Annotated in this window: 22 protein-coding genes, 1 tRNA gene and 1 pseudogene; 13 read left to right on the forward strand and 11 right to left on the reverse strand. The window is 64.4% G+C overall.

From position 1 onward, the window contains the following. The first annotated feature begins 179 nt into the window (after positions 1 to 179). From M0765_RS07260 to M0765_RS07280, 5 genes are all read left to right on the forward strand, one after another. On the forward strand, positions 180 to 620 hold the full coding sequence (locus M0765_RS07260) for a VOC family protein (protein ID WP_258502825.1): 441 nt from the start codon (positions 180 to 182) through the stop codon (positions 618 to 620). 14 nt (positions 621 to 634) lie between these two features. Next, positions 635 to 1,546 carry an amino acid ABC transporter substrate-binding protein gene (locus M0765_RS07265; RefSeq protein ID WP_258502826.1) on the forward strand — a complete coding sequence of 304 codons (912 nt, stop codon included), beginning with the start codon at positions 635 to 637 and terminating at the stop codon, positions 1,544 to 1,546. Positions 1,547 to 1,613: 67 nt separating this feature from the next. Continuing rightward, on the forward strand, positions 1,614 to 2,501 hold the full coding sequence (locus tag M0765_RS07270; RefSeq protein WP_258502827.1) for a LysR family transcriptional regulator: 888 nt from the start codon (positions 1,614 to 1,616) through the stop codon (positions 2,499 to 2,501). A gap of 74 nt (positions 2,502 to 2,575) precedes the next feature. Beyond that, complete coding sequence (locus M0765_RS07275) at positions 2,576 to 3,610, forward strand: thiamine pyrophosphate-dependent dehydrogenase E1 component subunit alpha (protein ID WP_258502829.1); 1,035 nt, start codon at positions 2,576 to 2,578, stop codon at positions 3,608 to 3,610. Beyond that, positions 3,601 to 4,566: an alpha-ketoacid dehydrogenase subunit beta gene (locus M0765_RS07280; RefSeq protein ID WP_258502831.1), complete on the forward strand. Its 966-nt coding sequence runs from the start codon at positions 3,601 to 3,603 to the stop codon at positions 4,564 to 4,566. The genes M0765_RS07275 and M0765_RS07280 overlap by 10 nt, the downstream gene beginning before the upstream one ends. A gap of 34 nt (positions 4,567 to 4,600) precedes the next feature. Here M0765_RS07280 and M0765_RS07285 read toward each other — a convergent pair whose 3' ends face one another. Beyond that, positions 4,601 to 5,332 (reverse strand): SDR family oxidoreductase, encoded by a 732-nt coding sequence (locus tag M0765_RS07285; protein WP_258508165.1) that lies wholly within the window; start codon positions 5,330 to 5,332, stop codon positions 4,601 to 4,603. 143 nt (positions 5,333 to 5,475) lie between these two features. Between M0765_RS07285 and M0765_RS07290 the strand changes: the two genes are divergently transcribed. Both M0765_RS07290 and M0765_RS07295 read left to right on the forward strand, forming a co-directional pair. Further along, on the forward strand, positions 5,476 to 6,402 hold the full coding sequence (locus M0765_RS07290; protein ID WP_258502833.1) for a LysR family transcriptional regulator: 927 nt from the start codon (positions 5,476 to 5,478) through the stop codon (positions 6,400 to 6,402). A 72-nt stretch (positions 6,403 to 6,474) separates the two neighbouring features. Continuing rightward, a pseudogene (locus M0765_RS07295) lies at positions 6,475 to 7,490 on the forward strand (Bug family tripartite tricarboxylate transporter substrate binding protein). A 12-nt stretch (positions 7,491 to 7,502) separates the two neighbouring features. Here the strand turns inward: M0765_RS07295 and M0765_RS07300 are convergent. Next, positions 7,503 to 7,829: a DUF1840 domain-containing protein gene (locus M0765_RS07300; protein ID WP_258502834.1), complete on the reverse strand. Its 327-nt coding sequence runs from the start codon at positions 7,827 to 7,829 to the stop codon at positions 7,503 to 7,505. A gap of 13 nt (positions 7,830 to 7,842) precedes the next feature. Further along, positions 7,843 to 9,111 (reverse strand): SAM-dependent methyltransferase, encoded by a 1,269-nt coding sequence (locus tag M0765_RS07305; protein ID WP_258502836.1) that lies wholly within the window; start codon positions 9,109 to 9,111, stop codon positions 7,843 to 7,845. Between the two features lie 155 nt (positions 9,112 to 9,266). Here M0765_RS07305 and M0765_RS07310 point away from each other — a divergent pair, with 155 nt between their 5' ends. From M0765_RS07310 to M0765_RS07335, 6 genes are read left to right on the forward strand one after another with little or no spacing between them, the layout of a single operon-like run. Further along, a complete protein-coding gene (locus M0765_RS07310) occupies positions 9,267 to 11,615 on the forward strand; it encodes a bifunctional salicylyl-CoA 5-hydroxylase/oxidoreductase (protein WP_446751592.1) in 2,349 nt (782 codons plus the stop codon). A 1-nt stretch (position 11,616) separates the two neighbouring features. After that, complete coding sequence (locus M0765_RS07315) at positions 11,617 to 12,093, forward strand: MarR family winged helix-turn-helix transcriptional regulator (RefSeq protein WP_126748516.1); 477 nt, start codon at positions 11,617 to 11,619, stop codon at positions 12,091 to 12,093. Further along, a complete protein-coding gene (locus tag M0765_RS07320; protein WP_258502839.1) occupies positions 12,090 to 12,944 on the forward strand; it encodes an enoyl-CoA hydratase family protein in 855 nt (284 codons plus the stop codon). The genes M0765_RS07315 and M0765_RS07320 overlap by 4 nt, the downstream gene beginning before the upstream one ends. A 4-nt stretch (positions 12,945 to 12,948) precedes the next feature. Then, entirely contained in the window at positions 12,949 to 14,142 is a 1,194-nt protein-coding gene (locus tag M0765_RS07325; RefSeq protein WP_258502841.1) for an acyl-CoA dehydrogenase family protein, read from the forward strand. Between the two features lie 5 nt (positions 14,143 to 14,147). Continuing rightward, positions 14,148 to 15,770, forward strand: coding sequence for an AMP-binding protein (locus M0765_RS07330; protein WP_258502843.1), 1,623 nt, complete (start codon positions 14,148 to 14,150; stop codon positions 15,768 to 15,770). After that, on the forward strand, positions 15,767 to 16,165 hold the full coding sequence (locus M0765_RS07335; RefSeq protein ID WP_126748520.1) for a RidA family protein: 399 nt from the start codon (positions 15,767 to 15,769) through the stop codon (positions 16,163 to 16,165). The genes M0765_RS07330 and M0765_RS07335 overlap by 4 nt, the downstream gene beginning before the upstream one ends. 98 nt (positions 16,166 to 16,263) lie before the next feature. Here the strand turns inward: M0765_RS07335 and M0765_RS07340 are convergent. The 8 genes from M0765_RS07340 to secY form a co-directional block, all read right to left on the reverse strand. Continuing rightward, positions 16,264 to 16,340 (reverse strand) — tRNA-Met (locus tag M0765_RS07340). Between the two features lie 18 nt (positions 16,341 to 16,358). Next, the gene (rplQ, locus tag M0765_RS07345; protein ID WP_028258418.1) at positions 16,359 to 16,757 is read right to left on the reverse strand and encodes a 50S ribosomal protein L17; all 399 of its coding nucleotides are present in this window, start codon (positions 16,755 to 16,757) and stop codon (positions 16,359 to 16,361) included. Between the two features lie 82 nt (positions 16,758 to 16,839). Continuing rightward, positions 16,840 to 17,829 (reverse strand): DNA-directed RNA polymerase subunit alpha, encoded by a 990-nt coding sequence (locus tag M0765_RS07350; RefSeq protein ID WP_009124827.1) that lies wholly within the window; start codon positions 17,827 to 17,829, stop codon positions 16,840 to 16,842. 128 nt (positions 17,830 to 17,957) lie between these two features. After that, positions 17,958 to 18,581, reverse strand: coding sequence for a 30S ribosomal protein S4 (gene rpsD, locus M0765_RS07355; RefSeq protein WP_013544104.1), 624 nt, complete (start codon positions 18,579 to 18,581; stop codon positions 17,958 to 17,960). Between the two features lie 130 nt (positions 18,582 to 18,711). Then, positions 18,712 to 19,116: a 30S ribosomal protein S11 gene (gene rpsK / locus M0765_RS07360; protein WP_009124825.1), complete on the reverse strand. Its 405-nt coding sequence runs from the start codon at positions 19,114 to 19,116 to the stop codon at positions 18,712 to 18,714. A gap of 12 nt (positions 19,117 to 19,128) precedes the next feature. Beyond that, the gene (rpsM, locus tag M0765_RS07365) at positions 19,129 to 19,494 is read right to left on the reverse strand and encodes a 30S ribosomal protein S13 (RefSeq protein ID WP_013544105.1); all 366 of its coding nucleotides are present in this window, start codon (positions 19,492 to 19,494) and stop codon (positions 19,129 to 19,131) included. Positions 19,495 to 19,517: 23 nt separating this feature from the next. Next, on the reverse strand, positions 19,518 to 19,631 hold the full coding sequence (gene rpmJ, locus M0765_RS07370) for a 50S ribosomal protein L36 (protein WP_013544106.1): 114 nt from the start codon (positions 19,629 to 19,631) through the stop codon (positions 19,518 to 19,520). Between the two features lie 74 nt (positions 19,632 to 19,705). Then, complete coding sequence (secY, locus tag M0765_RS07375; protein ID WP_258502853.1) at positions 19,706 to 21,019, reverse strand: preprotein translocase subunit SecY; 1,314 nt, start codon at positions 21,017 to 21,019, stop codon at positions 19,706 to 19,708. Positions 21,020 to 21,028: the final 9 nt, after the last annotated feature.

The raw sequence follows: 21,028 nt of genomic DNA on the forward strand, positions 1-21,028 counted from the left end.
CGAACTAACTATCCCATTGGTGTTGGGCCAAGGTCATCCGGGAATTCCCGATAAGCCTGGTTTCAAAGTGCAAGGCGGCTGCAAAGCATTGAAGAAATCGATGCTCAGCAACGAGATATATCGTTTTCGGTTATGAGGCTCGCTGCTTAAAGTTTGCCCACCTTCAACTCCCAGCTGCGATGTCCGCCATGAACGCTCCCCACGAAAGAATCCCTTTTCACCTGGCTTTTCCGGTCCGCGACATTGCCGAAGCGCGTGCGTTCTATGGCAATCTGCTCGGATGCCCCGAGGGCCGCAGTGCGCCCGAATGGGTCGACTTCGATTTCTACGGCCACCAGATCGTGGCGCACCTCGCCCCCGACGAATGCGGCCACAAGGCCAGCAGCGCGGTGGACGGGCACGACGTGCCCGTGCGCCATTTCGGCGCCATTCTTCCAATGGACAGGTGGCAGGCCATGGCCGACAAGCTCGTCGCGCGGCAAACCAGGTTCGTGATCGAGCCCTACATCCGCTTCAAGGGCGAGCCGGGCGAACAGGCAACGATGTTCTTTCTCGACCCCTCGGGCAACGCCATCGAAATGAAGTCGTTCGCGAATCTGGATTCGCTGTTCGCCGTTTGAGAAAGAAGCGCCGCATGAAAACTCCTTTGCTCATCGCGAGCGCCGCTGCTGCGGCTCTGCTGCTTTCGACGGCGAACGCTTCTGCGCAAACCGACACCTTGAAGAAGATCAAGGAATCCGGTGCCATCACCATGGGCGTGCGGGACGCTTCGGGCGCCATGTCCTTCACGCTCGGGCCAGGCAGCTACACGGGCTTTCATGTCGAAGTCTGCGAGCGTGTCATCGCGGACATCCGAAAGGCGCTGCAGCTCGAAAAGATCAATGTGAAGTACCAGCTGGTCACGCCGCAGAACCGCATTGCCCTGGTGCAGAACGGAACGGTCGACATCGAGTGCGGCACCACGACCAACAACACGGCGCGGCAGAAAGACGTGGCGTTTGCGCCCACGCTCTACGTCGAAGGAGTTCGCATCGCCGTCAAGGCAGCTTCCGGCATTGCTTCCCCGGCCCAGCTTGCCGGCAAGGCCGTGGCCGCGACAACGGGCACCACGTCTGTGCAAATCCTGCGAAAGCTCAAGCGCGATGGTGCGGGCGAAATTGCGGAGGTGCTGGCCAAGGACAACAGCGAGGGCTTCCTGCTGCTCGAATCGGGCCGCGTGGACGGCTTTGCGGCCGATGGCCAGATTCTTGCCACGCTGATCTCCAAGAGCAGGGAGCCGGCGCAGTACAGGCTGCTCGACCAGGTGCTCAGCGTGGAGCCGATTGCAATCATGCTTCCGAAGGGCGACGCGGCATTCAAGAAGCTCGTCGACCAGAGCGTGGTGTCGCTCGCCAGGAGCGGAGAGGCCGCGCGCATCTACGACAAGTGGTTTGTGCAGCCTATTCCGCCCCACAACTCGAAGGTCGGCCTGCCGGCAAGCGCACTGACCAAGGCCGCTTGGGCGAACCCGACCGACAAGCCGATGGAAGAGTACGAGGCGCGGTAACGGGTCGATGCATGGCTCCGAGCGATGAGTCGTTGAACCGGGCATCGATTCTTGAGATGCTCGGGCCATGATCAACGAGCTCAGAACCTTCATTGCCGTGTGCCGACACGGCACGTTTGCCGCCGCGGGCGAGCGCATCGGCCTGACGCAATCGGCCGTCAGCAGCCAGATCAAGCGGCTCGAAGAGGCGTTGGGATTCGAGCTCTTCGACAGGACGGGCCGGTCGGCCACCTTGAACGCGGCGGGCGAGACGACGCTGACACGCGCGGAAGAAATCTGCACGCTCTATGCAAAGCTCGGCGAACTGCCGGAGGAAGCCGCCCATGGCGGACTGCTGCGGATCGGCGCCATCGCCTCGACCCAATCGACGCTGCTCGCGCGGGCGCTTGCCAGCCTGCGCAAGGAGCTTCCGCAACTTCGCGTGCATGTGTCGCCCGGCGTGTCGATGCGGCTGATGGACGACCTGGACGCCGGTGTCATCGACGCGGCGGTGATCATCAGGCCGCCCTTCGGCATTCTTCCGGACCTGACGTGGCAATCGCTGGTGCATGAGCCGTACGTGCTCATTGCACCCAGGAAAATGCCGGGGAAAGACTGGCGCACCCTCATCCAGGAGCAACCGTTCCTGCGCTACGACCGCGCATCGTTCGGCGGACGCATGGTGGAACGGTTCCTGCGCCGCGAAGGCATAGTGGTCAACGACTCGATCGAGCTCGACGAAATTCCGGGGCTCATCCACATGACATCGAAGGGGCTGGGCGTTGCCCTGGTGCCGCTGGTCGAGGCGCACCTTCCGCTGCCTGCGAGCGTTCGCGTGCTCTCGCTCGGCGAGCTCACGTTCTACAGGGAGGTGGGCCTTCTCCAACGAAAGCCGCGAGCCAGTCCGCCCATCGTGGGACGGCTCGCGCAGTGCCTGCAAGAAGCGGCCGAGGCAACCGAGACGCGTCGGGGGTAAGCCCCGTGCCGAAGGCTTGTCACGCTTGATACCATTTTTTCCCATGCGCCCGCATCACCGGCGCTGGAGACAAAATGGTTTCGAGCAATTCAAACGCCACGCCAGAAATCATCGGCAAGGCGCTGTACCGCACCATGGTCCGCATCCGGGCCTTCGAGAACGCCGCCGAAGCGGCGAGCCAGGGTGGCGTGAGCGCCTATGGCCAGCAGGCCGCCGGTTCCGCCAAGGTGCGCGGGCCGCTGCATCTTTCAACCGGACAAGAGGCGGTGCCGGCAGGCGTGTGCGCCCATCTGCGCGTGAGCGATTACCTCACCTCCACGCACCGCGGCCACGGCCACACGCTGGCGAAGGGCGCTGACCTGGTCCGCATGATGTGCGAGCTGTTCGGCAAGGCCACGGGCTTCAACGGCGGCAAGGGCGGCTCGATGCACATTGCGGACTTTTCGGTCGGCATGCTCGGCGCCAACGGCGTGGTGGCGGCCGGCCTGCCGATTGCCGTGGGCGCCGCACATGCGCAAAAGGTGCTCAAGAAAAACGGTGACATCACGGTCTGCTTTTTCGGCGACGGCGCAATCAACCGCGGCCCCTTTCTCGAGGCGCTGAACTGGGCGCGCGTGTACGACCTGCCGGTGCTCTTCGTCTGCGAGGACAACCGCTGGAGCGCCACCACCGCAAGCGGGCCGATGACGGCGGGCGAGGGTGCATCGGCGCGTGCTGCCTCCATGGACATTGCAGCTACGCAGGTCGATGGCAACGATGTGTTCGCGGTGCATGAAACCGCTGCGCGACTGGTGCGCGAAGTGCGCGACGGCGGCGGGCCGCGCCTGCTGCATGCGCTGACTTACCGGGTGAAGGGGCATGTCTCGGTCGACTTGGCGGCGTACCGCGATCCGGCCGAACTCGCGGCGGCGCTCGAAACCGATCCGATTGCACGGGCACGCGGACACCTGTTGTCGCACGGCGTCAGCGCTGCCACGCTCGACGCGATTGAAAACGCTGCCCGCGATGAAGTCGATACCGCCCTGGCCATTGCCGATGCGGCACCCTGGCCCGACGCCACCGCCGCTTTCAGCGACGTGCAGAACATCGGAGCCGGCCAATGGCACTGAACAAGGATTTGAGCTACTCCGAAGCCGCGGTGCTCGCGGTTCAACGCGAAATGGAAGCCGATGCACGCGTGGTGGTGCTCGGCGAAGACGTGGGCCGCGGCGGCATCTTCGGCCAGTACAAGGGGCTGCAGCAGACCTTCGGCGCCGAGCGTGTGATCGACACGCCGATCAGCGAGGCCGCGATCATGGGTGCCGGCGTGGGCATGGCACTCGCAGGCCTGCGCCCGGTGGTCGAGATGCGCGTGGTCGACTTTGCGCTGTGCGGCATGGATGAGCTGGTGAACCAGGCTGCCAAGAACCGCTTCATGTTCGGCGGACAGGGCCGGGTGCCGCTGGTGGCGCGCATGCCGGGCGGCATCTGGGACGCTTCGGCCGCGCAGCATTCGCAGTCGCTCGAAGCGTGGTTCGCGCACCTGCCGGGCGTGGTGGTGGTCAGCCCTTCGACGCCGCAGGACAACTACAGCCTGCTGCGCGCCGCCCTGCAGTGCGGCGATCCGGTGGTCTACATCGAGCACAAGACGCTGTGGGGCCTGCGCGGTAACGTGGACGAAGACATGGCCGTGCCGCTTGGCAAGGCGCGGCGCGTACGCGAAGGCAACGCGATCACGATCGTGAGCTGGAGCAAGCAGGTGCAGGCATGCACAGCCGCCTGCGATGCGCTCTCGGCCGAAGGCATCGAGGCCGACCTGATCGACCTGCGCACGCTCTGGCCGTGGGACCGCGAGACGGTGCTTGCTTCTTGCGCGCGCACGCAGCGGCTGCTGGTGATGCACGAGGCGGTGCAGGTGGCCGGCTTCGGTGCCGAGATTGCGGCCAGCGCCGCCGAAGCCACCGGGTGCCGCGTGGCGCGGCTCGGCGCGCCGCGCATTCCGGTCGGCTATGCGCCGGTGCTCGAAGCGCAATCGCGCGTCGACGCCGAAGCCGTGGTGGCGGCCGCGAAAAAACTGCTGGGCTGATGCCGGGCCCTGAGGGACCCATCAGTTCAGCCGTTCAGGCCGCGAAGCCGCCGTCGATGTTCAGGCTCGCGCCCGTCACAAAACCGGCCTCGGGGCTGGCCAGGTACGCCACCATGCCTGCAATTTCTTCGGGATGCGCATGGCGGGCGAGCGCCATCAGGCCGTGCATGGCGGCGGCGTTCGGGCCGTCGACCGGGTTCATGTCGGTGTTGACCGGGCCGGGCTGCACGTTGTTGACCGTGATGCCGCGCGGGCCAAGGTCGCGCGCGAGGCCCTGCACCAGCCCTTTCAGCGCCGACTTGCTCATGGCATAGGCGCTGCCGCCGGGCCAGGGCATGCGCTCGGCGTTGGTGCTGCCGATGTTGATGATGCGGCCGCCTTCGCCCATGTGGCGCGAAGCCGCCTTGGCCGCGACGAACACGGCGCGCACGTTGATGTCGAGCGTCTTGTCGAAGTCCTCGAGCGAAAAGTCGTCGAGGCTGCCGCCGAGGAACACGCCGGCGTTGTTCACCAGCACGTCGATCTTGCCGAACGTGCGGGCCGCTTCGTCGATACCGGCGGTGAGCGCGGCGGCATCGGCGCTGTCGATCTTCAGCGCCAGTGCGCGGCCGCCTTCGGCTTCGATGCTGCGCGCGAGTTCTTCGGCCGGAGCGCTGGAGCTGGCGTAGCTGAAGGCCACTGCGGCGCCGTCGCGAACCAGGCGGCGCACGATGGCGGCGCCGATTCCGCGCGAACCGCCGGTGATGAAAGCGACCTTGCCGGCCAGGACGGGAGTGGTGGGTTGGGGGTGGAGGCCATGTTGTTTCCTGCAGTTGTGAAGTGGAAGACCTTCAGTGTCAGGATTTCATTACCCTCGCGGTAGCCGTCAATTGGTGCAATCAAATTCAACCATTGGTTGAAAATGAGCGAATGGAACCGCTCAATCACCTCGATTCTTTTGTCCAGAGCGCGGAAAGCGGCAGCTTCTCGGCCGCCGCCCGAAGGTTGGGGCTCACGCCCGCGGCGGTCAGCAAGAACGTTGCCCGGCTCGAAGCGCGCCTGGGCGTCAGGCTGTTTCAGCGCAGCACGCGCCGCCTCACGCTGACGGAGGGCGGCGAGCGGTTCCTGGGGCAGATCGGCGGGGCGCTCGCAACGCTGAAAGACGCGGTGGCCGATGTCTCGAAGGACGACGGCCAACCGGCCGGCACGCTGAAGGTGAGCATGGGCCAGGCGTTCGGCCGCGAGCATGTCTTGCCGCTGATGGGCGAGTTTCTTGCGCGCTACCCGTCGATCCTGCCCGACTGGCATTTCGACAACCAGCAGGTGGACCTGGTGGGCGAGGGCTTCGACGCGGCCATTGGCGGCGGCATCGAGCTGTCGCCCGGCATGGTGGCGCGCGAGCTGGCGCGCATTCACGTGGTGGCGGTGGCCGCCCCGGGGTACCTGGCGGGCCGCACGCTGCCCGGCCATCCAGCCGAGTTGGCGCAGTTCGATGCGCTGCTGCGCCGTTCTTCGCCGACAGGCCGGCTGCGCAGCTGGACGCTGCAGCACGCCACCGGCGACCAGACCACGGTGGAGCTGCCCCGGCCGCGCGCGATCTTCAACGACCCGGAAGCAATTGCACATGCCGCGCTGATGGGTCTGGGCGTGGCCATGCTGCCGATGCCGTTCGTCGAGCGGGGGCTGCGTACCGGCGATCTGGTGCGCCTGCTGCCCGAGTGGCATTTCGATGCGGGCGCGGTCTGGATTTATTTCCCGAGCAAGAAGCTGCTGCCGGCCAAGACGCGGGTGTTCATCGACTTTGTGCTGGAGCGCTTTCGCCGCGAGCGCTTCGCCGAGCGGATGCAGGTGGCCTAACCGGCATACCCGGCGCGCCACCGGGGTTTTTACCCGCGACGCACCATGCCCTTCACCTGTACAAACGCGCGCATGACTTCTTCAACCTTCAAATCGAATCGCCGGGTTGCGCTTGCCGCTTCCGCTGCGGTGATCGCCCTTGCGGCTGCTCCTTCGTGGGCCCAGAACACCTGGCCGAACAAGCCGGTGCGCATCGTCGTGCCCTTTGCTGCCGGCGGCACTACCGACATCCTGGCGCGTGCCGTTGCGCCCGAACTATCCAAGGCCTTCGGCCAGCAGTTCATCGTCGACAACCGCGCGGGCGCGGGCGGCAACGTGGGCGCCGAGCTTGTCGCGCGCGCGCCGAACGACGGCTACACACTGCTGATGGGCACGGTGGGCACGCACGGCATCAACCGCGCGCTTTATCCCAAGCTGCCGTTCGACCCGATCAAGGATTTCGTGCCGATCACACTGGTGGCCGCCGTGCCGAACGTGATGGAAATGAATGCCGACAAGGCCAAGGCACTGAACATCCGCAACGTGCAGGATTTCATCAAGTACGCCAAGGCCAACCCGGGCAAGCTCAACATGGCTTCCAGCGGCAGCGGCACGTCCATCCACCTGGCGGGCGAGCTCTTCAAGAGCATGACCGGCACCTACATGGCGCACATCCCGTACAAGGGCTCGGGCCCCGCGCTGCTGGACCTGGTGGGCGGCAATGCCGACCTGATGTTCGACAACCTGCCTTCCTCGATGGCGCAGATCAAGGGCGGCAAGCTCACGGCCCTGGCCGTGACCAGCGCCCAGCGCTCCCCGGCGCTGCCCGATGTTCCGACGGTCGAGGAAGCGGGTGGCCCGGCGCTCAAGGGCTTCGAGGCGAGTTCCTGGTTCGGCTTGCTCGCACCGGCCGGCACGCCGCCCGACATCGTGAACCGCATCCAGCAGGAAGTGGCCAAGTCGCTCGGCACGCCCGCCATCAAGGAAAGATGCTGGCGCAAGGCGCCATTCCGAGCGGCAATTCACCCGCCGACTTCACCAAGCTGATTGCCAGCGAGCATGTGAAGTGGGCCAAGGTGGTGAAGGACTCCGGCGCAAAGGTCGACTAACCCCCGGCCTGGTCAGGTGCCCCAAGTGACGTCTTTTTTCTCGGCCAGCGAATCTCGCAGCATGTGAAGCAGCGGCGCGGCGCGCTGGTGCAGGCTCACATGCTGCTTTTCGGCGTCATCGCCGTGGCCTTCGACGACGTGGTCGTCGTGGTTGTGGGGGGCGTTGCTGGCCTCGCGTGCCAGCGCCGACTCGAGCGCCGCGATGGCGGCGGGAATCTGCTCGACGGTGATGATGCCCTGGGGCGCGGCCGGCTTGCCGACGATGTCGAGCAGCTGGCGCGCATGCACCTCCAGCATCACGAAGTCAGGCGTAGCCCGCGACTGAAATTTATACAGCATGGTTTGTTTTTACTCACTTGTAGATGTAGTCACGGGCAAAAGGGTACACCGATTGCGAACCGCGCAGCGCACCGTGCTCCACCCTGCCGTCCGGCTTGGTGGAAAGCATCTGGTGCAGTGAGATCCACCCCTGCTCGAAGCTCATGGCGGAGCCCGCCAGGTACAGGCGATACGCCCGCAAGATGCGCTCGGCATTGCGGCTCTGGGGCCCGCCGGTGCGCTCCAGCACTTCGCGTGCGGTGCCGAGCTGCGCCTCGAGCGCGTCCGACCAGGCCCAGAGCGTGCGCGCGTAATGCGGGCGCAGGCTTTCTGTGTCGACCATCTCCAGCCCCGCGGCAGCCGTTTCGCGCAGCACATGCGTCACATGCAGCAGCTCGCCGCCCGGGAAGATGTACTTCTCGATGAAATCGCCCATGCCCGCGCCCAGCTGCCGGTAGTCGAGCTGGCCCGAGGTAATGCCGTGGTTCAACACCAGGCCGCCGGGCTTCAGCAGCGAATGGATCTTGCGGAAATAGGTCGGCATGTTGGCCGCACCCACGTGCTCGAACATGCCGACCGACGCGATCTTGTCGAAAGGCGCATCGGCGGAAAGCTCGCGGTAGTCGCGCAGCTCCACGCGCACCCGGCCCTGCAGGCCTTTTTCGTCGATGAGCCGCTGTACATGCGCATGCTGGTTCTTCGACAGCGTGATGCCGGTGGCGTCCACGCCGTAATGCTCGGCCGCCCACATCAGCAGGCCGCCCCAGCCGGAGCCGATGTCCAGGAACCTCTCGCCGGGCTGCAGCAGCAGCTTGCGGCAGATGTGGTCGAGCTTGGCTTCCTGCGCCTGGGCAAGCGTCAGGTCGGGGGTGCGGAAGTACGCGCACGAGTAAACCCGGCGCGGGTCGAGCCACAGCGCGTAGAAGTCGTCCGAAACGTCGTAGTGAAACTGGATCTGCTCCGCATCCTTGTTCAGTGAGTGCGAGCCGCGGGACTTGGCGAGCCGGGCCAGGCGGGTCCACCAGGTGGTGTTGGTCTCGGCGGGGTTGCCGGGCAGCATGCCGACCGTTGCGTCGATCAGGTCGCGCATTGCGCCTTCGATCTGGACCTTGCCTTCTACATACGCCTCGCCAATGGCGCCCACCTGGCGGGCGGCCAGCTTGGCCAGCGCCGACCACTCGCTGAACGCCAGGGTGACACGGGACCCCGGCTTGGCAACTCTTCGGCCATCAGGCAATTCCAGCGCGATGGGCACGGGCAGCGACGCAAGCTGCGACTCGATCTTGGGTATCAAGCTTTGCATGGTGCGGCCATGGTATTGATTTTTTCAGTTTTTTGCATGACATCGCAACCTGCAAGGTACCCCCTGTGGTAGTGGTCCCGTTGACAGCAGATTGTTTATGCTTAAACTATTCAATCATGAACAGCCTTACCGTCGGCGCTTCAGCCGCACCCGCCATGGACCTTCAACGCATCCTGTGCATCGGCGGCGGGCCCGCCGGGCTGTATTTCGCGCTGCTGATGAAGGCGCGCAACCCGGCGCTCGACATCACCGTGGTCGAGCGCAACCGCCCGTTCGACACCTTTGGCTGGGGCGTTGTGCTCAGCGACCAGACGCTGGCCAACCTGGCGGCGGCGGACGGCGAGACCGCGGCGCTCATCGGCAACGAGTTCCATCACTGGGACGACATCCAGGTGTTCTTCAAGGGCCGCCAGGTGCGCTCGGGCGGGCATGGCTTCTGCGGCATCGGCCGCAAGCGGTTGCTGAACATCCTGCAGGAGCGCTGCCTGGCGCTGGGCGTGAAGCTGGTGTTCGAAACCGACGCGACGGACGACCAGGCGATTGCCGCCCAGTACAACGCCGACCTGGTGATTGCCAGCGACGGGCTCAACAGCCGCATCCGCCAGCGCTATGCCGATGTGTTCAAGCCCGACATCGACCTGCGCAACTGCCGCTTCGTGTGGCTGGGCACGAACCAGACTTTCGACGCATTTACCTTTGCTTTCGAGCAGACCGAGCACGGCTGGTTCCAGGCGCACGCCTACCAGTTCGACGACAAGACATCCACCTTCATCGTCGAAACGCCCGAGGCGGTGTGGAAGGCCCACGGCCTCGACCAGATGGAGCAGCCCGAGGCCATCGCCTTCTGCGAGAAGCTGTTCGCCAAGTACCTGGGCGGCCATCCGCTCATCAGCAACGCCACGCACCTGCGCGGCTCGGCCAACTGGATCCGCTTTCCGCGCGTGGTGTGCGAACGTTGGACGCACCGCATCGACGTGCAGGACCGCTCGGTGCCCGTGGTGCTGATGGGCGACGCGGCGCACACGGCGCATTTCTCGATCGGCTCGGGCACCAAGCTCGCGCTCGAAGACGCGATCGACCTGGCGAATGAATTCGAGCGCGGCGGCACTGTCGACCACGTGCTCGAAGGCTACGAGGCACGCCGCAGCGTCGAGGTGCTCAAGATCCAGAACGCGGCGCGCAACTCTACGGAATGGTTCGAAAACGTGCCGCGCTACACCGGCATGCAGATCGAGCAGTTTGCCTATTCATTGCTCACGCGCTCGCAGCGCATCAGCCACGAGAACCTGCGCGTGCGCGACACCGAATGGCTCGGCGGCTACGAGCGCTGGCTTGCGGGCGGCAAGCCGGTGGCGCCCATGCTGATGCCGCTTACCGTGCGCGGCCTCACGTTGAAGAACCGCATCCTGGTGTCGCCGATGGCCACCTACAGCGCGGTCGACGGTGTGCCGCAAGATTTCTTGCTGGTGCACCTGGGCGCGCGCGCGCTCGGCGGCGCCGCCATGGTGTTCGTCGAAATGACGAGCCCGACGCCCGAAGGCCGCATCACCCCCGGCTGCACCGGCCTCTACGACGACATGCAGCAGGCCGCGTTCAAGCGCATCGTCGACTTCGTGCACACGCAGTCGAGCGCGAAGATCGCCATGCAGCTCGGCCACAGCGGGGCGAAGGGTTCGACGCGCGTGGGCTGGGAAGGCACCGACGAGCCCCTGGAGAGCGGCAACTGGCCGCTGCTGTCCGCCAGCGCGGTGGCCTATGGCGAGCAGAACCAGTTGCCGGCCGCCATGACGCGCGAGCAGATGGACGACATGCGCGAACGGTTCGTCGAATCCACCCGTCGCGCGGCCGAATGCGGCTTCGACTGGCTCGAGCTGCACTGCGCGCACGGCTACCTGCTGTCAGCCTTCATCAGCCCGCTGACCAACCTGCGCACCGATGAGTACGGCGGAGGCATCGAAGCGCGCTGCCGCTACCCGCTCGAAGTGTTCCGCGCGATGCGCGCTGCCTGGCCTGAAGACAAGCCGATGAGCGTGCGTATCTCCGCGCACGACTGGGCGCCGGGCGGCAACACCGACGCGGATGCGGTCATCGTCGCCCGGCTCTTCAAGGAAGCCGGCGCCGATTTCATCGACGTGTCTTCCGGCCAGACCACGCGCGCCGCAAAGCCCGTGTATGGCCGCATGTACCAGACGCCGTTCTCGGACCGCATCCGCAACGAGGTCGGCATCTCGACCATTGCAGTGGGCGCCATCACCGATGCGGACCAGGCCAACAGCATCATTGCGGCCGGACGTGCCGACCTCTGCGCCATCGCGCGCCCGCACCTTGCCGACCCCGCCTGGACGCTGCACGAAGCCGCGAAGCTGCAGAGCCGCGATGTCGATTGGCCGAAGCAGTACCTGAGCGGCCGCGACCAGATGTACCGCGAGATCGCCAAGCAGCAGCAGATGGCCGCGGCGGCCAATGCCGCAATGGCCGCGCAGAACAACGAGGAGACGCACTGACATGGACCTCGAAGCGCGCGCCCACAGCGAACACCCCGAGGCCTTGCGCCTCTGGCTGCGGCTCCTCACCTGCACGCAGCTGATCGAGAAGCAGGTGCGCAACGAACTGCGCTCGCAGTTCTCGACCACACTGCCGCGCTTCGATTTGATGTCGCAGCTCGAGCGCGCGCCCGACGGCCTGAAGATGAACGAGCTCTCGCGCCGCATGATGGTGACGGGCGGCAACGTGACCGGCATCACCGACCAGCTGGTGACCGAAGGGCTGGTGGAGCGCGTCGACGTCGAGGGCGACCGGCGCGCCTGGCGCGTGCGTCTTACCGCCCGCGGCCGCAAGCTCTTCAATGAAATGGCGCAGCAGCACGAAGACTGGATCGTCGATGCCTTCGCGGGACTCAGCGCCAAGGAGATCGCGCAGCTTCACAAGCTGCTCGGCAAGGTCAAGCAACACTCACACAGCCAGATGGCGGAGGCCGAATGAAGCACTACATCGGAGCGGGCAATCCCATGCGCGCGCAGTTCGAGGCCAAGGCGCCTTACGAGGCCAAGCACTTCGCGTGGAGCTATGAAGCCGGCGTCGGCACCGTCACGCTGAACCGGCCCGAGCGCAAGAACCCGCTCACATTCGACTCGTACGCCGAGCTGCGCGACCTGTTTCGCGCGCTGAACTACGCCACCGACGTGAAGGCCATCGTCATTACCGGCGCGGGCGGCAACTTCTGCTCGGGCGGCGACGTGCACGAGATCATCGGCCCGCTCACCGGCATGCGCATGCCCGAGCTGCTGGAGTTCACGCGCATGACGGGCGACCTCGTCAAGGCGATTCGCGCGTGCCCGCAGCCGATCATCGGCGCGATCGACGGCGTGTGCGCCGGCGCCGGCGCAATGATTGCGCTGGCCTGCGACCTGCGATACGGCTCGCCCGCCACCCGCACTGCCTTTCTTTTCACACGCGTAGGCCTTGCCGGCGCGGACATGGGTGCCTGCGCACTGCTGCCGCGCGTCATTGGCCAGGGCCGTGCATCGGAGTTGCTCTTCACCGGCCGCGCAATGACGGCGCAGGAAGGCCATGCCTGGGGCTTCTTCAACGCGCTGCACGAAAGCGATGCACTGCTCGAAGCTGCCACCAAGGTGGCACGCGAACTGGCCGAAGGCCCTAGCTTCGCGCACGGCATGACCAAGACGATGCTTTCGCAGGAATGGTCGATGACCATCGACCAGGCCATCGAAGCCGAAGCGCAGGCGCAGGCCATCTGCATGCAGACCGAAGACTTCAAGCGCGCCTACGAAGCCTTCGCCGCCAAGCGCAAGCCGGTGTTCGGCGGGGACTGACGCCATGATGACGAAGATTCCCGCTCCACCTTCGACGGCGCATCTCGCGCTGCCCTTCTTCGACGAAGCCCATCGCTCGCTCGCGCGCGACCTGCTGCCCTGGTGCGCAGCGCAAGAGATCGATGAGCGCGACGACCGCGCAGCCTGCCGCGAGTGGGTAAGGCGCCTTGGCGATGGTGGCTGGCTACGCTACGCCGTGCCCGGCAGCGCGGGTGGCACGCTCGAGCGTCTCGATTCGCGCGCGCTCGTGCTGCTGCGCGAAACACTGGGCTACCACTCGCCGCTGGCCGACTTCGCTTTTGCAATGCAGGGGTTGGGCAGCGGTGCGATCACGCTTGCGGGTACTCCGGAGCAGCAGTCGCAGTACCTCACGGCCGTAGGCAAGGGCGAGAAGATCGCGGCCTTTGCGTTGAGCGAACCCGATGCGGGTTCGGACGTGGCCGCGATGGCGATGCGCGCCGAGCCCACCGCCGAGGGCTGGCGGCTGAACGGCACGAAGACCTGGATCAGCAATGGCGGCATCGCCGACTTCTATTGCGTGTTCGCAAAGACGGACCCAACGGGCGGTACGCGCGGCATCACGGTGTTCATCGTCGATGCGAAGACACCCGGGCTCGACACGTCCGAGCACATTGACGTGATGGCACCGCATCCGTTGGCTACGCTGCGCTTCGACAACTGCGTTGTGCCGCGCACGGCGCAGCTGGGTGAGCTCAACGGCGGCTTCAAGCTGGCAATGCGCACGCTCGACATCTTTCGCGCCTCGGTGGCAGCCGCCGCGCTGGGCATGGGACGCCGAGCACTCGCCGAGGCCGTCACGCATGCGAAGAGCCGCCGCATGTTCGGGCAGACGCTCGCCGACTTCCAGCTCACGCAGGCCAAGCTGGGTGAGATGGCTGCATTGATCGACAGCGCCGCATTGCTCACCTATCGCGCCGCGTGGATGCGCGACGACGCCGAGCAGCGCGGTGTAGCCGCAGTGGGCGATGTGTCCGCTGCGGCAGCCATGGCCAAGATGTGCGCCACCGAGAACGCGAGCCGCGTGATCGACATGGCACTGCAGATGCACGGCGGCCTTGGCGTCAAGGTTGGCACGAAGATTGAAAGCCTCTACCGCGACATCCGCTCGCTGCGCATCTATGAAGGCGCGACGGAGGTTCAACAACTGATCATTGGCAAATCCGTTCTGCGGGGATAAATACCGTGTCTGCCCAAGTCGACCGCTTCGTTCACGACCGCCTGCCGCCCGCCGAGCAGTTGCCGGTCTTTCGCTACGACCTTCCGGAGTTGCAGCTGCCCGATCAGCTGAACCTGGTCGAAGAGCTTCTGGACAAGGCGCCCGCCAAGGGGTTCGGCGACAAGCCGATGCTGCGTTCGCCGACCGGCATGTTGACCTACTCGCAGGCGGCTGTCGAGGTCAACCGTATCGCGCAGGTGCTCACCGAAGATCTGGCGCTCGTGCCGGGGAACCGTGTGCTGCTGCGCGGCGGCAATTCGGTGGCCATGGCGCTGGCGTGGCTCGCAGTGGTCAAGGCCGGCCTGATTGCAGTGGCCACCATGCCGCTGCTGCGCGCCAAGGAACTGGGCGACATCATCGAGAAGGCGCAACCGGTGGCGGCGCTGTGCGACGGCCGGCTGCTCGACGAACTCTCGATTGCGCAGCGGGAGCATCCGGTGCTCGCATCGGTGATTGCCTTCAACAAGCCCGATGCGCCCGATTCGCTGTCGGCACGTGCGGCGGCCAAAAGCGGTGTGTTCACGGCGTGCCCGACGGCGTCGGACGACATCGCATTGCTTGCATTCACATCGGGCACCACCGGCAAGCCCAAGGCACCGGTCACCACGCACCGCGACGTGCTCGCGATGTGCGAAACGTGGCCGCGCCACGTGCTGCAGGCACGAAGCGACGACATCGTGATCGGCTCGCCGCCGCTGGCCTTTACCTTCGGACTTGGCGGGCTGCTGGTGTTTCCGATGTGGGCCGGCGCCTCGGTGTACTTTGCCGATGCGCCGTTCACGCCCGAAGGGCTCGTGAAGCTCATCAACGAGGTCGGTGCGACCATCTGCTACACCGCGCCCACGTTCTACCGACAGATGGCGCCCTTCGTTCGCCAGCACGGCGCGCCGAGCCTGCGCATCTGCGTAAGCGCGGGCGAGGCGCTGCCCGACGCGACGCGGCAGCTCTGGAAGGAAGCCACCGGCATCGAGATGCTCGACGGCATCGGCGGCACCGAGGTGTTCCACATCTACATTTCCGCAGCGGGCGACCAGGTGCGCCGGGGTGCGGTCGGCAAGGTGGTACCGGGTTTCACGGCAAAGGTGGTGGACGACCAAGGCAACGAAGTCCCACGCGGCACGGTCGGCAAGCTGGCGCTGCAGGGCCCGGTGGGCTGCCGCTATCTGGACGATCCGCGGCAGGCCGACTATGTGAAGAACGGCTGGAACTACCCCGGCGATTCGTTCGTGCAGGACGACGACGGCTACTTCTTCTACCAGGCGCGCGCCGACGACATGATCATCACGGCCGGCTACAACGTAGGCGGCCCGGAGGTGGAAGATGCGCTGCTCAAGCATCCGGCGGTGGCCGAGTGCGGCGTCATCGGCAAGCCCGATCCGGACCGCGGCATGATCGTGAAAGCCTTCTGCGTGCTGAAGCCCGGCCATGAAGGCGACGACGCACTGGTCAAGGCGCTGCAGGACCACGTGAAGGCCAGCATCGCGCCCTTCAAATACCCGCGGGAGATCGAGTTTGTGACGGTGCTTCCGCGCACCGAGACCGGCAAGCTCCAGCGATTCAAACTGAGACAACTCAACAGCACAACATGATGAACAAACTCTTGCAGCCACCGGGCTGGCTACCTCCCAAGGGCTATGCGAATGGCGTGGCCGCACGCGGCACCATGGTGTTCGTTGGCGGACAGATCGGCTGGAATGCGCAGCAGCAGTTCGAGTCGGACGACTTCATCGACCAATGCGGCCTGGCGCTGCGCAACATCGCCGAGGTGCTGCGCGAAGCGGGCGCCGGCCCAGAGCACATGGTACGCATGACCTGGTACGTGACGGACCGCGACGAATACAGCCGGCGGCTGGCCGAACTCGGGCCCGTGTACCGCGAAGCGATGGGGCGCAACTTTCCGGCCATGACCTGCGTGCAGGTGGCGGCGCTGGTCGAGCACCGTGCCAAGGTCGAGATCGAGGTGACGGCGGTCATTCCCGACTGACCGGCAGAGCAATAAAAAGCCCTCGCGAAGAGAGCTTTTTATTTGGATTCATCGACCAAAGAAAAAAGGCCCTTTGAATTTCAAAGGGCCTTTTAAATTGGTTGCGCGAGCAAGATTTGAACTTGCGACCTTTGGGTTATGAGCCCAACGAGCTACCAGGCTGCTCCATCGCGCGGCAAGATGGAATTATACCTTATTCAGCAGCGCCTTGCTCGGCGGCTTCTTCTTTAATTTCAGGACGGTCGACCAGTTCGACCAGAGCCATGGGTGCATTGTCGCCAACGCGGAAACCCATCTTCAGGATGCGGGTGTAGCCGCCCGGACGCGCTGCGAAGCGCGGGCCGAGTTCGCCGAAGAGCTTGACGACGCTGTCGCGGCTGCGCAGGCGGTCGAAAGCCAGGCGCTTGTTGGCAAGCGTGGGCTTCTTGGCGAGCGTGATCATCGGTTCGATGACGCGGCGCAGTTCCTTGGCCTTGGGGACCGTGGTCTTGATGACTTCGTGCTCGATGAGCGAATTCATCATGTTCTGCAGCATCGCAAGGCGGTGCGAGCTGGTGCGGTTGAGTTTGCGGAGTCCGTGTCCGTGACGCATGGTGCTTTTCCTTTACTTTATTAAACAGGCAGCCGTATCAGGTACTGCCCGGGCACGAGCCCTCATGGGCTCAATTCAAAAATCAACGCTTGTCGAGACCGGCCGGCGGCCAGCTTTCAAGCTTCATACCCAAGGTCAGGCCGCGCGAGGCAAGCACTTCCTTGATTTCGTTGAGCGACTTGCGACCCAGATTCGGGGTCTTGAGCAGCTCGTTCTCGGTGCGCTGGATCAGGTCGCCGATGTAGTAGATGTTTTCGGCCTTCAGGCAGTTGGCCGAACGCACGGTGAGTTCGAGCTCGTCGACAGGGCGCAGCAGGATCGGATCGAATTGCTGAGCGCTGCGCGGTGCCGGCGCATCGAATGCAGCCAGTTCGCCGCCTTCGAGCTGTGCAAACACGGCCAGTTGCTCGACCAGGATTTTAGCCGAGGCGCGCACGGCGTCTTCAGCGGTGATCGCACCGTTGGTTTCGATCTCGACCAGCAGTTTGTCCAGGTCGGTACGCTGTTCGACACGAGCGCTTTCGACGGTGTAGCTCACGCGCTTGACGGGCGAGAACGAGGCGTCCAGAACGATACGGCCAATCGACTTGGTCGGCTCGTCGGCGTAGCGGCGCATCGTGCCGGGCACGTAGCCGCGACCCTTTTCAACCTTGATCTGCATGTCGAGCTTGCCGCCTTGCGACAGGTGCGCGATCACGTGGTCGGGGTTGATGATCTCGACGTCGTGCGGGGTCTGGATGTCGGATGCCAGGACCGGGCCTTCGCCGTCCTTGCGCAGGCTCAACGTGACTTCATCGCGGTTGTGGAGCTTGAACACCACGCCCTTGAGATTCAGCAGGATGTTGACGACATCTTCCTGCACGCCGTCGATCGACGAGTACTCATGCAGAACGCCGGCGATCGTGACTTCAGTGGCCGAATAACCGACCATCGACGACAGCAGAACGCGACGCAGCGCGTTGCCGAGCGTGTGGCCGTAGCCGCGCTCGAAAGGCTCGAGCGTGACCTTGGCCTTGTTGGCGGCAAGTTGCTCGACCTGAATGGTCTTGGGTTTCAGCAGGGTGGTTTGCATGCAGACTTCCTCTCAATACCCCCGGCTCGTTACACCGGTAAGGCTGGTGAAGCACCCATCGGAAGTGCCTCCCGATGGGAACAAAAAAATCAAATTCGGGCCGCGAAGAGCGGCCCGTTATCGTCTGTTTAGCGCGAGTACAGTTCGACGATCAGCGATTCGTTGATGTCGGCTGCGAATTCGTCGCGATCGGGCACCTTCTTGAAGGTACCTTCGGCCTTGTCGGCGTTCACTTCGACCCAGGCCGGAATACCGACTTGTTGGGCGAGCTGGAGCGCTTCGGCAATGCGGGTCTGCTTCTTCGACTTGTCGCGCACGGCGATCACGTCGCCGGTCTTCACCAGGTACGACGGGATGTTGACCGACTGGCCGTTCACCGTGATCGCCTTGTGCGACACGAGCTGGCGCGCTTCGGCGCGCGTCGAACCGAAGCCCATGCGGTAGACCACGTTGTCCAGGCGCGACTCGAGGATGAACAGCAGGTTGGCGCCGGTGTTGCCACGGCGACGATCGGCTTCTTCGAAGTAACGGCGGAACTGCTTCTCGAGCACGCCGTACATGCGCTTGACCTTCTGCTTTTCACGCAGTTGCAGGCCGTAGTCAGACGTGCGCTGACCCGAAGTGCGGCCGTGCTGGCCGGGCTTGGAGTCGAACTTGGCCTTGTCTTGAATCGAGCGGCGGGCGCTCTTCAGGAACAGGTCGGTGCCTTCGCGGCGGGAAAGTTTGGCCTTGGGGCCGAGGTAGCGTGCCACGTGGTTTCCTTTGTGTCATCTGCCGCAGTTGCCTGCGGGAGCCATCGGCGAAAACGCGGATGGCGGTGGGCTTAGTTAAAAAACAAATGCGCAGCCGCTCAAGAGCCGGCTGCGCCTTGCGGACTGACGATCAGATGCGGCGACGCTTCTGGGGACGGCAGCCGTTGTGCGGAACGGGCGTCACGTCGGCAATGGAATTGATCCGGATGCCGAGCGCAGCCAGTGCGCGCACCGACGATTCGCGACCGGGGCCGGGGCCCTTGATCTCGACGTCGAGGTTCTTGATACCTTGTTCGACAGCAGCACGGCCGGCCACTTCGGAAGCCACCTGCGCAGCGAACGGCGTCGACTTGCGCGAGCCCTTGAAGCCCTGGCCACCCGACGAAGCCCACGACAGGGCGTTGCCCTGGCGATCGGTGATCGTGATGATGGTGTTGTTGAACGAGGCATGCACGTGGGCGATACCGTCCGCAACGTTCTTGCGAACCTTCTTGCGAACGCGCTGTGCGGCGTTGTTTGCAGGTGCTTTAGCCATGCTGGTCTATCCTTATTTCTTCAGGGACTGCGCAGCCTTGCGCGGACCCTTGCGGGTGCGGGCATTGGTGCGCGTGCGCTGGCCGCGCATCGGCAGGCCGCGACGGTGACGGAAGCCGCGATAGCAGCCGATGTCCATCAAACGCTTGATGTTCATCGTCGTCTCGCGACGCAGATCGCCTTCGATGGTGAACAAGGCGATCTGGTCGCGGATCTTTTCGAGATCGGCGTCAGTCAGGTCCTTGATCTTCTTCGAATATTCGATGCCGCTCGCTTCGCAGATTTGACGGGCGCGCGTGCGACCGATGCCGAAGATGGCGGTCAGGCCGATTTCAGCGTGCTTGTGCGGCGGAATGTTGATGCCAGCAATACGTGCCATGTGCGTCCTCTAATACTCTTCAATCAACCCTGGCGCTGCTTGTGGCGCGGGTCGGTGCAAATCACACGCACCACACCTTTACGGCGGATGACCTTGCAATTACGGCAGATGGTTTTGACCGAAGCCGAAACTCTCATTTCATTCTCCTAAAACTGTTTAACGTGGCGGTACACCGCCCACACCCAAATTCTCAATACTGAAACTCACGGCCCTACGATGTCTTGAAGTTGGCCTTCTTCAGCAGCGATTCGTACTGCTGGGACATCATGTAGTTTTGCACCTGGGCCATGAAGTCCATCGTGACGACCACGATGATCAGCAGGGAGGTACCACCGAAGTAGAACGGTACGTTGTACTTCAGGATCAGGAACTCGGGCAGCAGGCAGACGAAGGTGATGTACACCGCGCCGGCCAACGTCAGGCGAACCAGAATCTTGTCGATATAGCGAGCGGTCTGGTCACCCGGGCGAATGCCAGGAATGAAAGCACCACTCTTCTTCAGGTTGTCGGCCGTTTCCTTGCTGTTGAACACGAGTGCCGTGTAGAAGAAGCAGAAGAAAACGATCGCGGCAGCGTACAGCAGCACGTAGATCGGCTCGCCCGGGCGCAGTGCGCTGGCAATGTCCTTGATCCAGCGGAAACCGCCTTCACCGGTGCTGAACCAGCCGACCACCGTTGCGGGCAGCAGGATGATCGACGAGGCGAAGATCGGCGGAATCACACCGGCCATGTTCAGCTTCAAGGGCAGGTGCGACGACTGGCCGCCATAGACCTTGTTGCCGACCTGACGCCGCGCATAGTTCACGAGGATCTTGCGCTGGCCGCGTTCGACGAACACCACGAAGTAGGTGACCAGCACCACGATCGCGATGATGAAGAGCGCGATGATCGGATTCATCGCACCGGTCGTCACCAGCGACGCAAGGCCGCCAATGGCGCTCGGCAGACCGGCCGCGATACCTGCAAAGATCAGGATCGAGATGCCGTTGCCCAGGCCGCGCTCGGTGATCTGCTCGCCGAGCCACATCAGGAACATCGAACCCGCCGTCAGGCTCACCATCGCGGTCAGGCGGAAGCCGAAACCGGGGGAGTTCACCAGACCGGCCGACGACTCGAGCGCCACCGCGATGCTGAACGACTGGAACAAGGCCAGGCCGAGTGCACCGTAGCGCGTGTACTGCGTGATCTTGCGACGGCCAGCCTCGCCTTCCTTCTTCAATTGCTCGAAGGTAGGAACCACGTAGGTCATCAACTGCATGATGATCGACGCCGAGATGTACGGCATGATCCCCAACGCGAACACGGTGAAGCGCGACAGCGCCCCGCCCGAGAACATGTTGAACAGGCTCAGAATGCCGCCTTGCTGGCCCTGGAACAACGCAGCCAGCTGGTCCGGGTTGATGCCCGGCACAGGAATGTGCGCGCCGATCCGATAGACCACGAGCGCGAGCAGCAAAAAGACGAGCCGGCGGCGGAGGTCGCCGAACTTGCCTGTTTTTGCGATCGTTGCCGCGTTAGTTGCCACGAAGAACTT

The sequence above is a fragment of the Variovorax sp. S12S4 genome (genome assembly GCF_023195515.1).
Taxonomy (GTDB): domain Bacteria; phylum Pseudomonadota; class Gammaproteobacteria; order Burkholderiales; family Burkholderiaceae_C; genus Variovorax.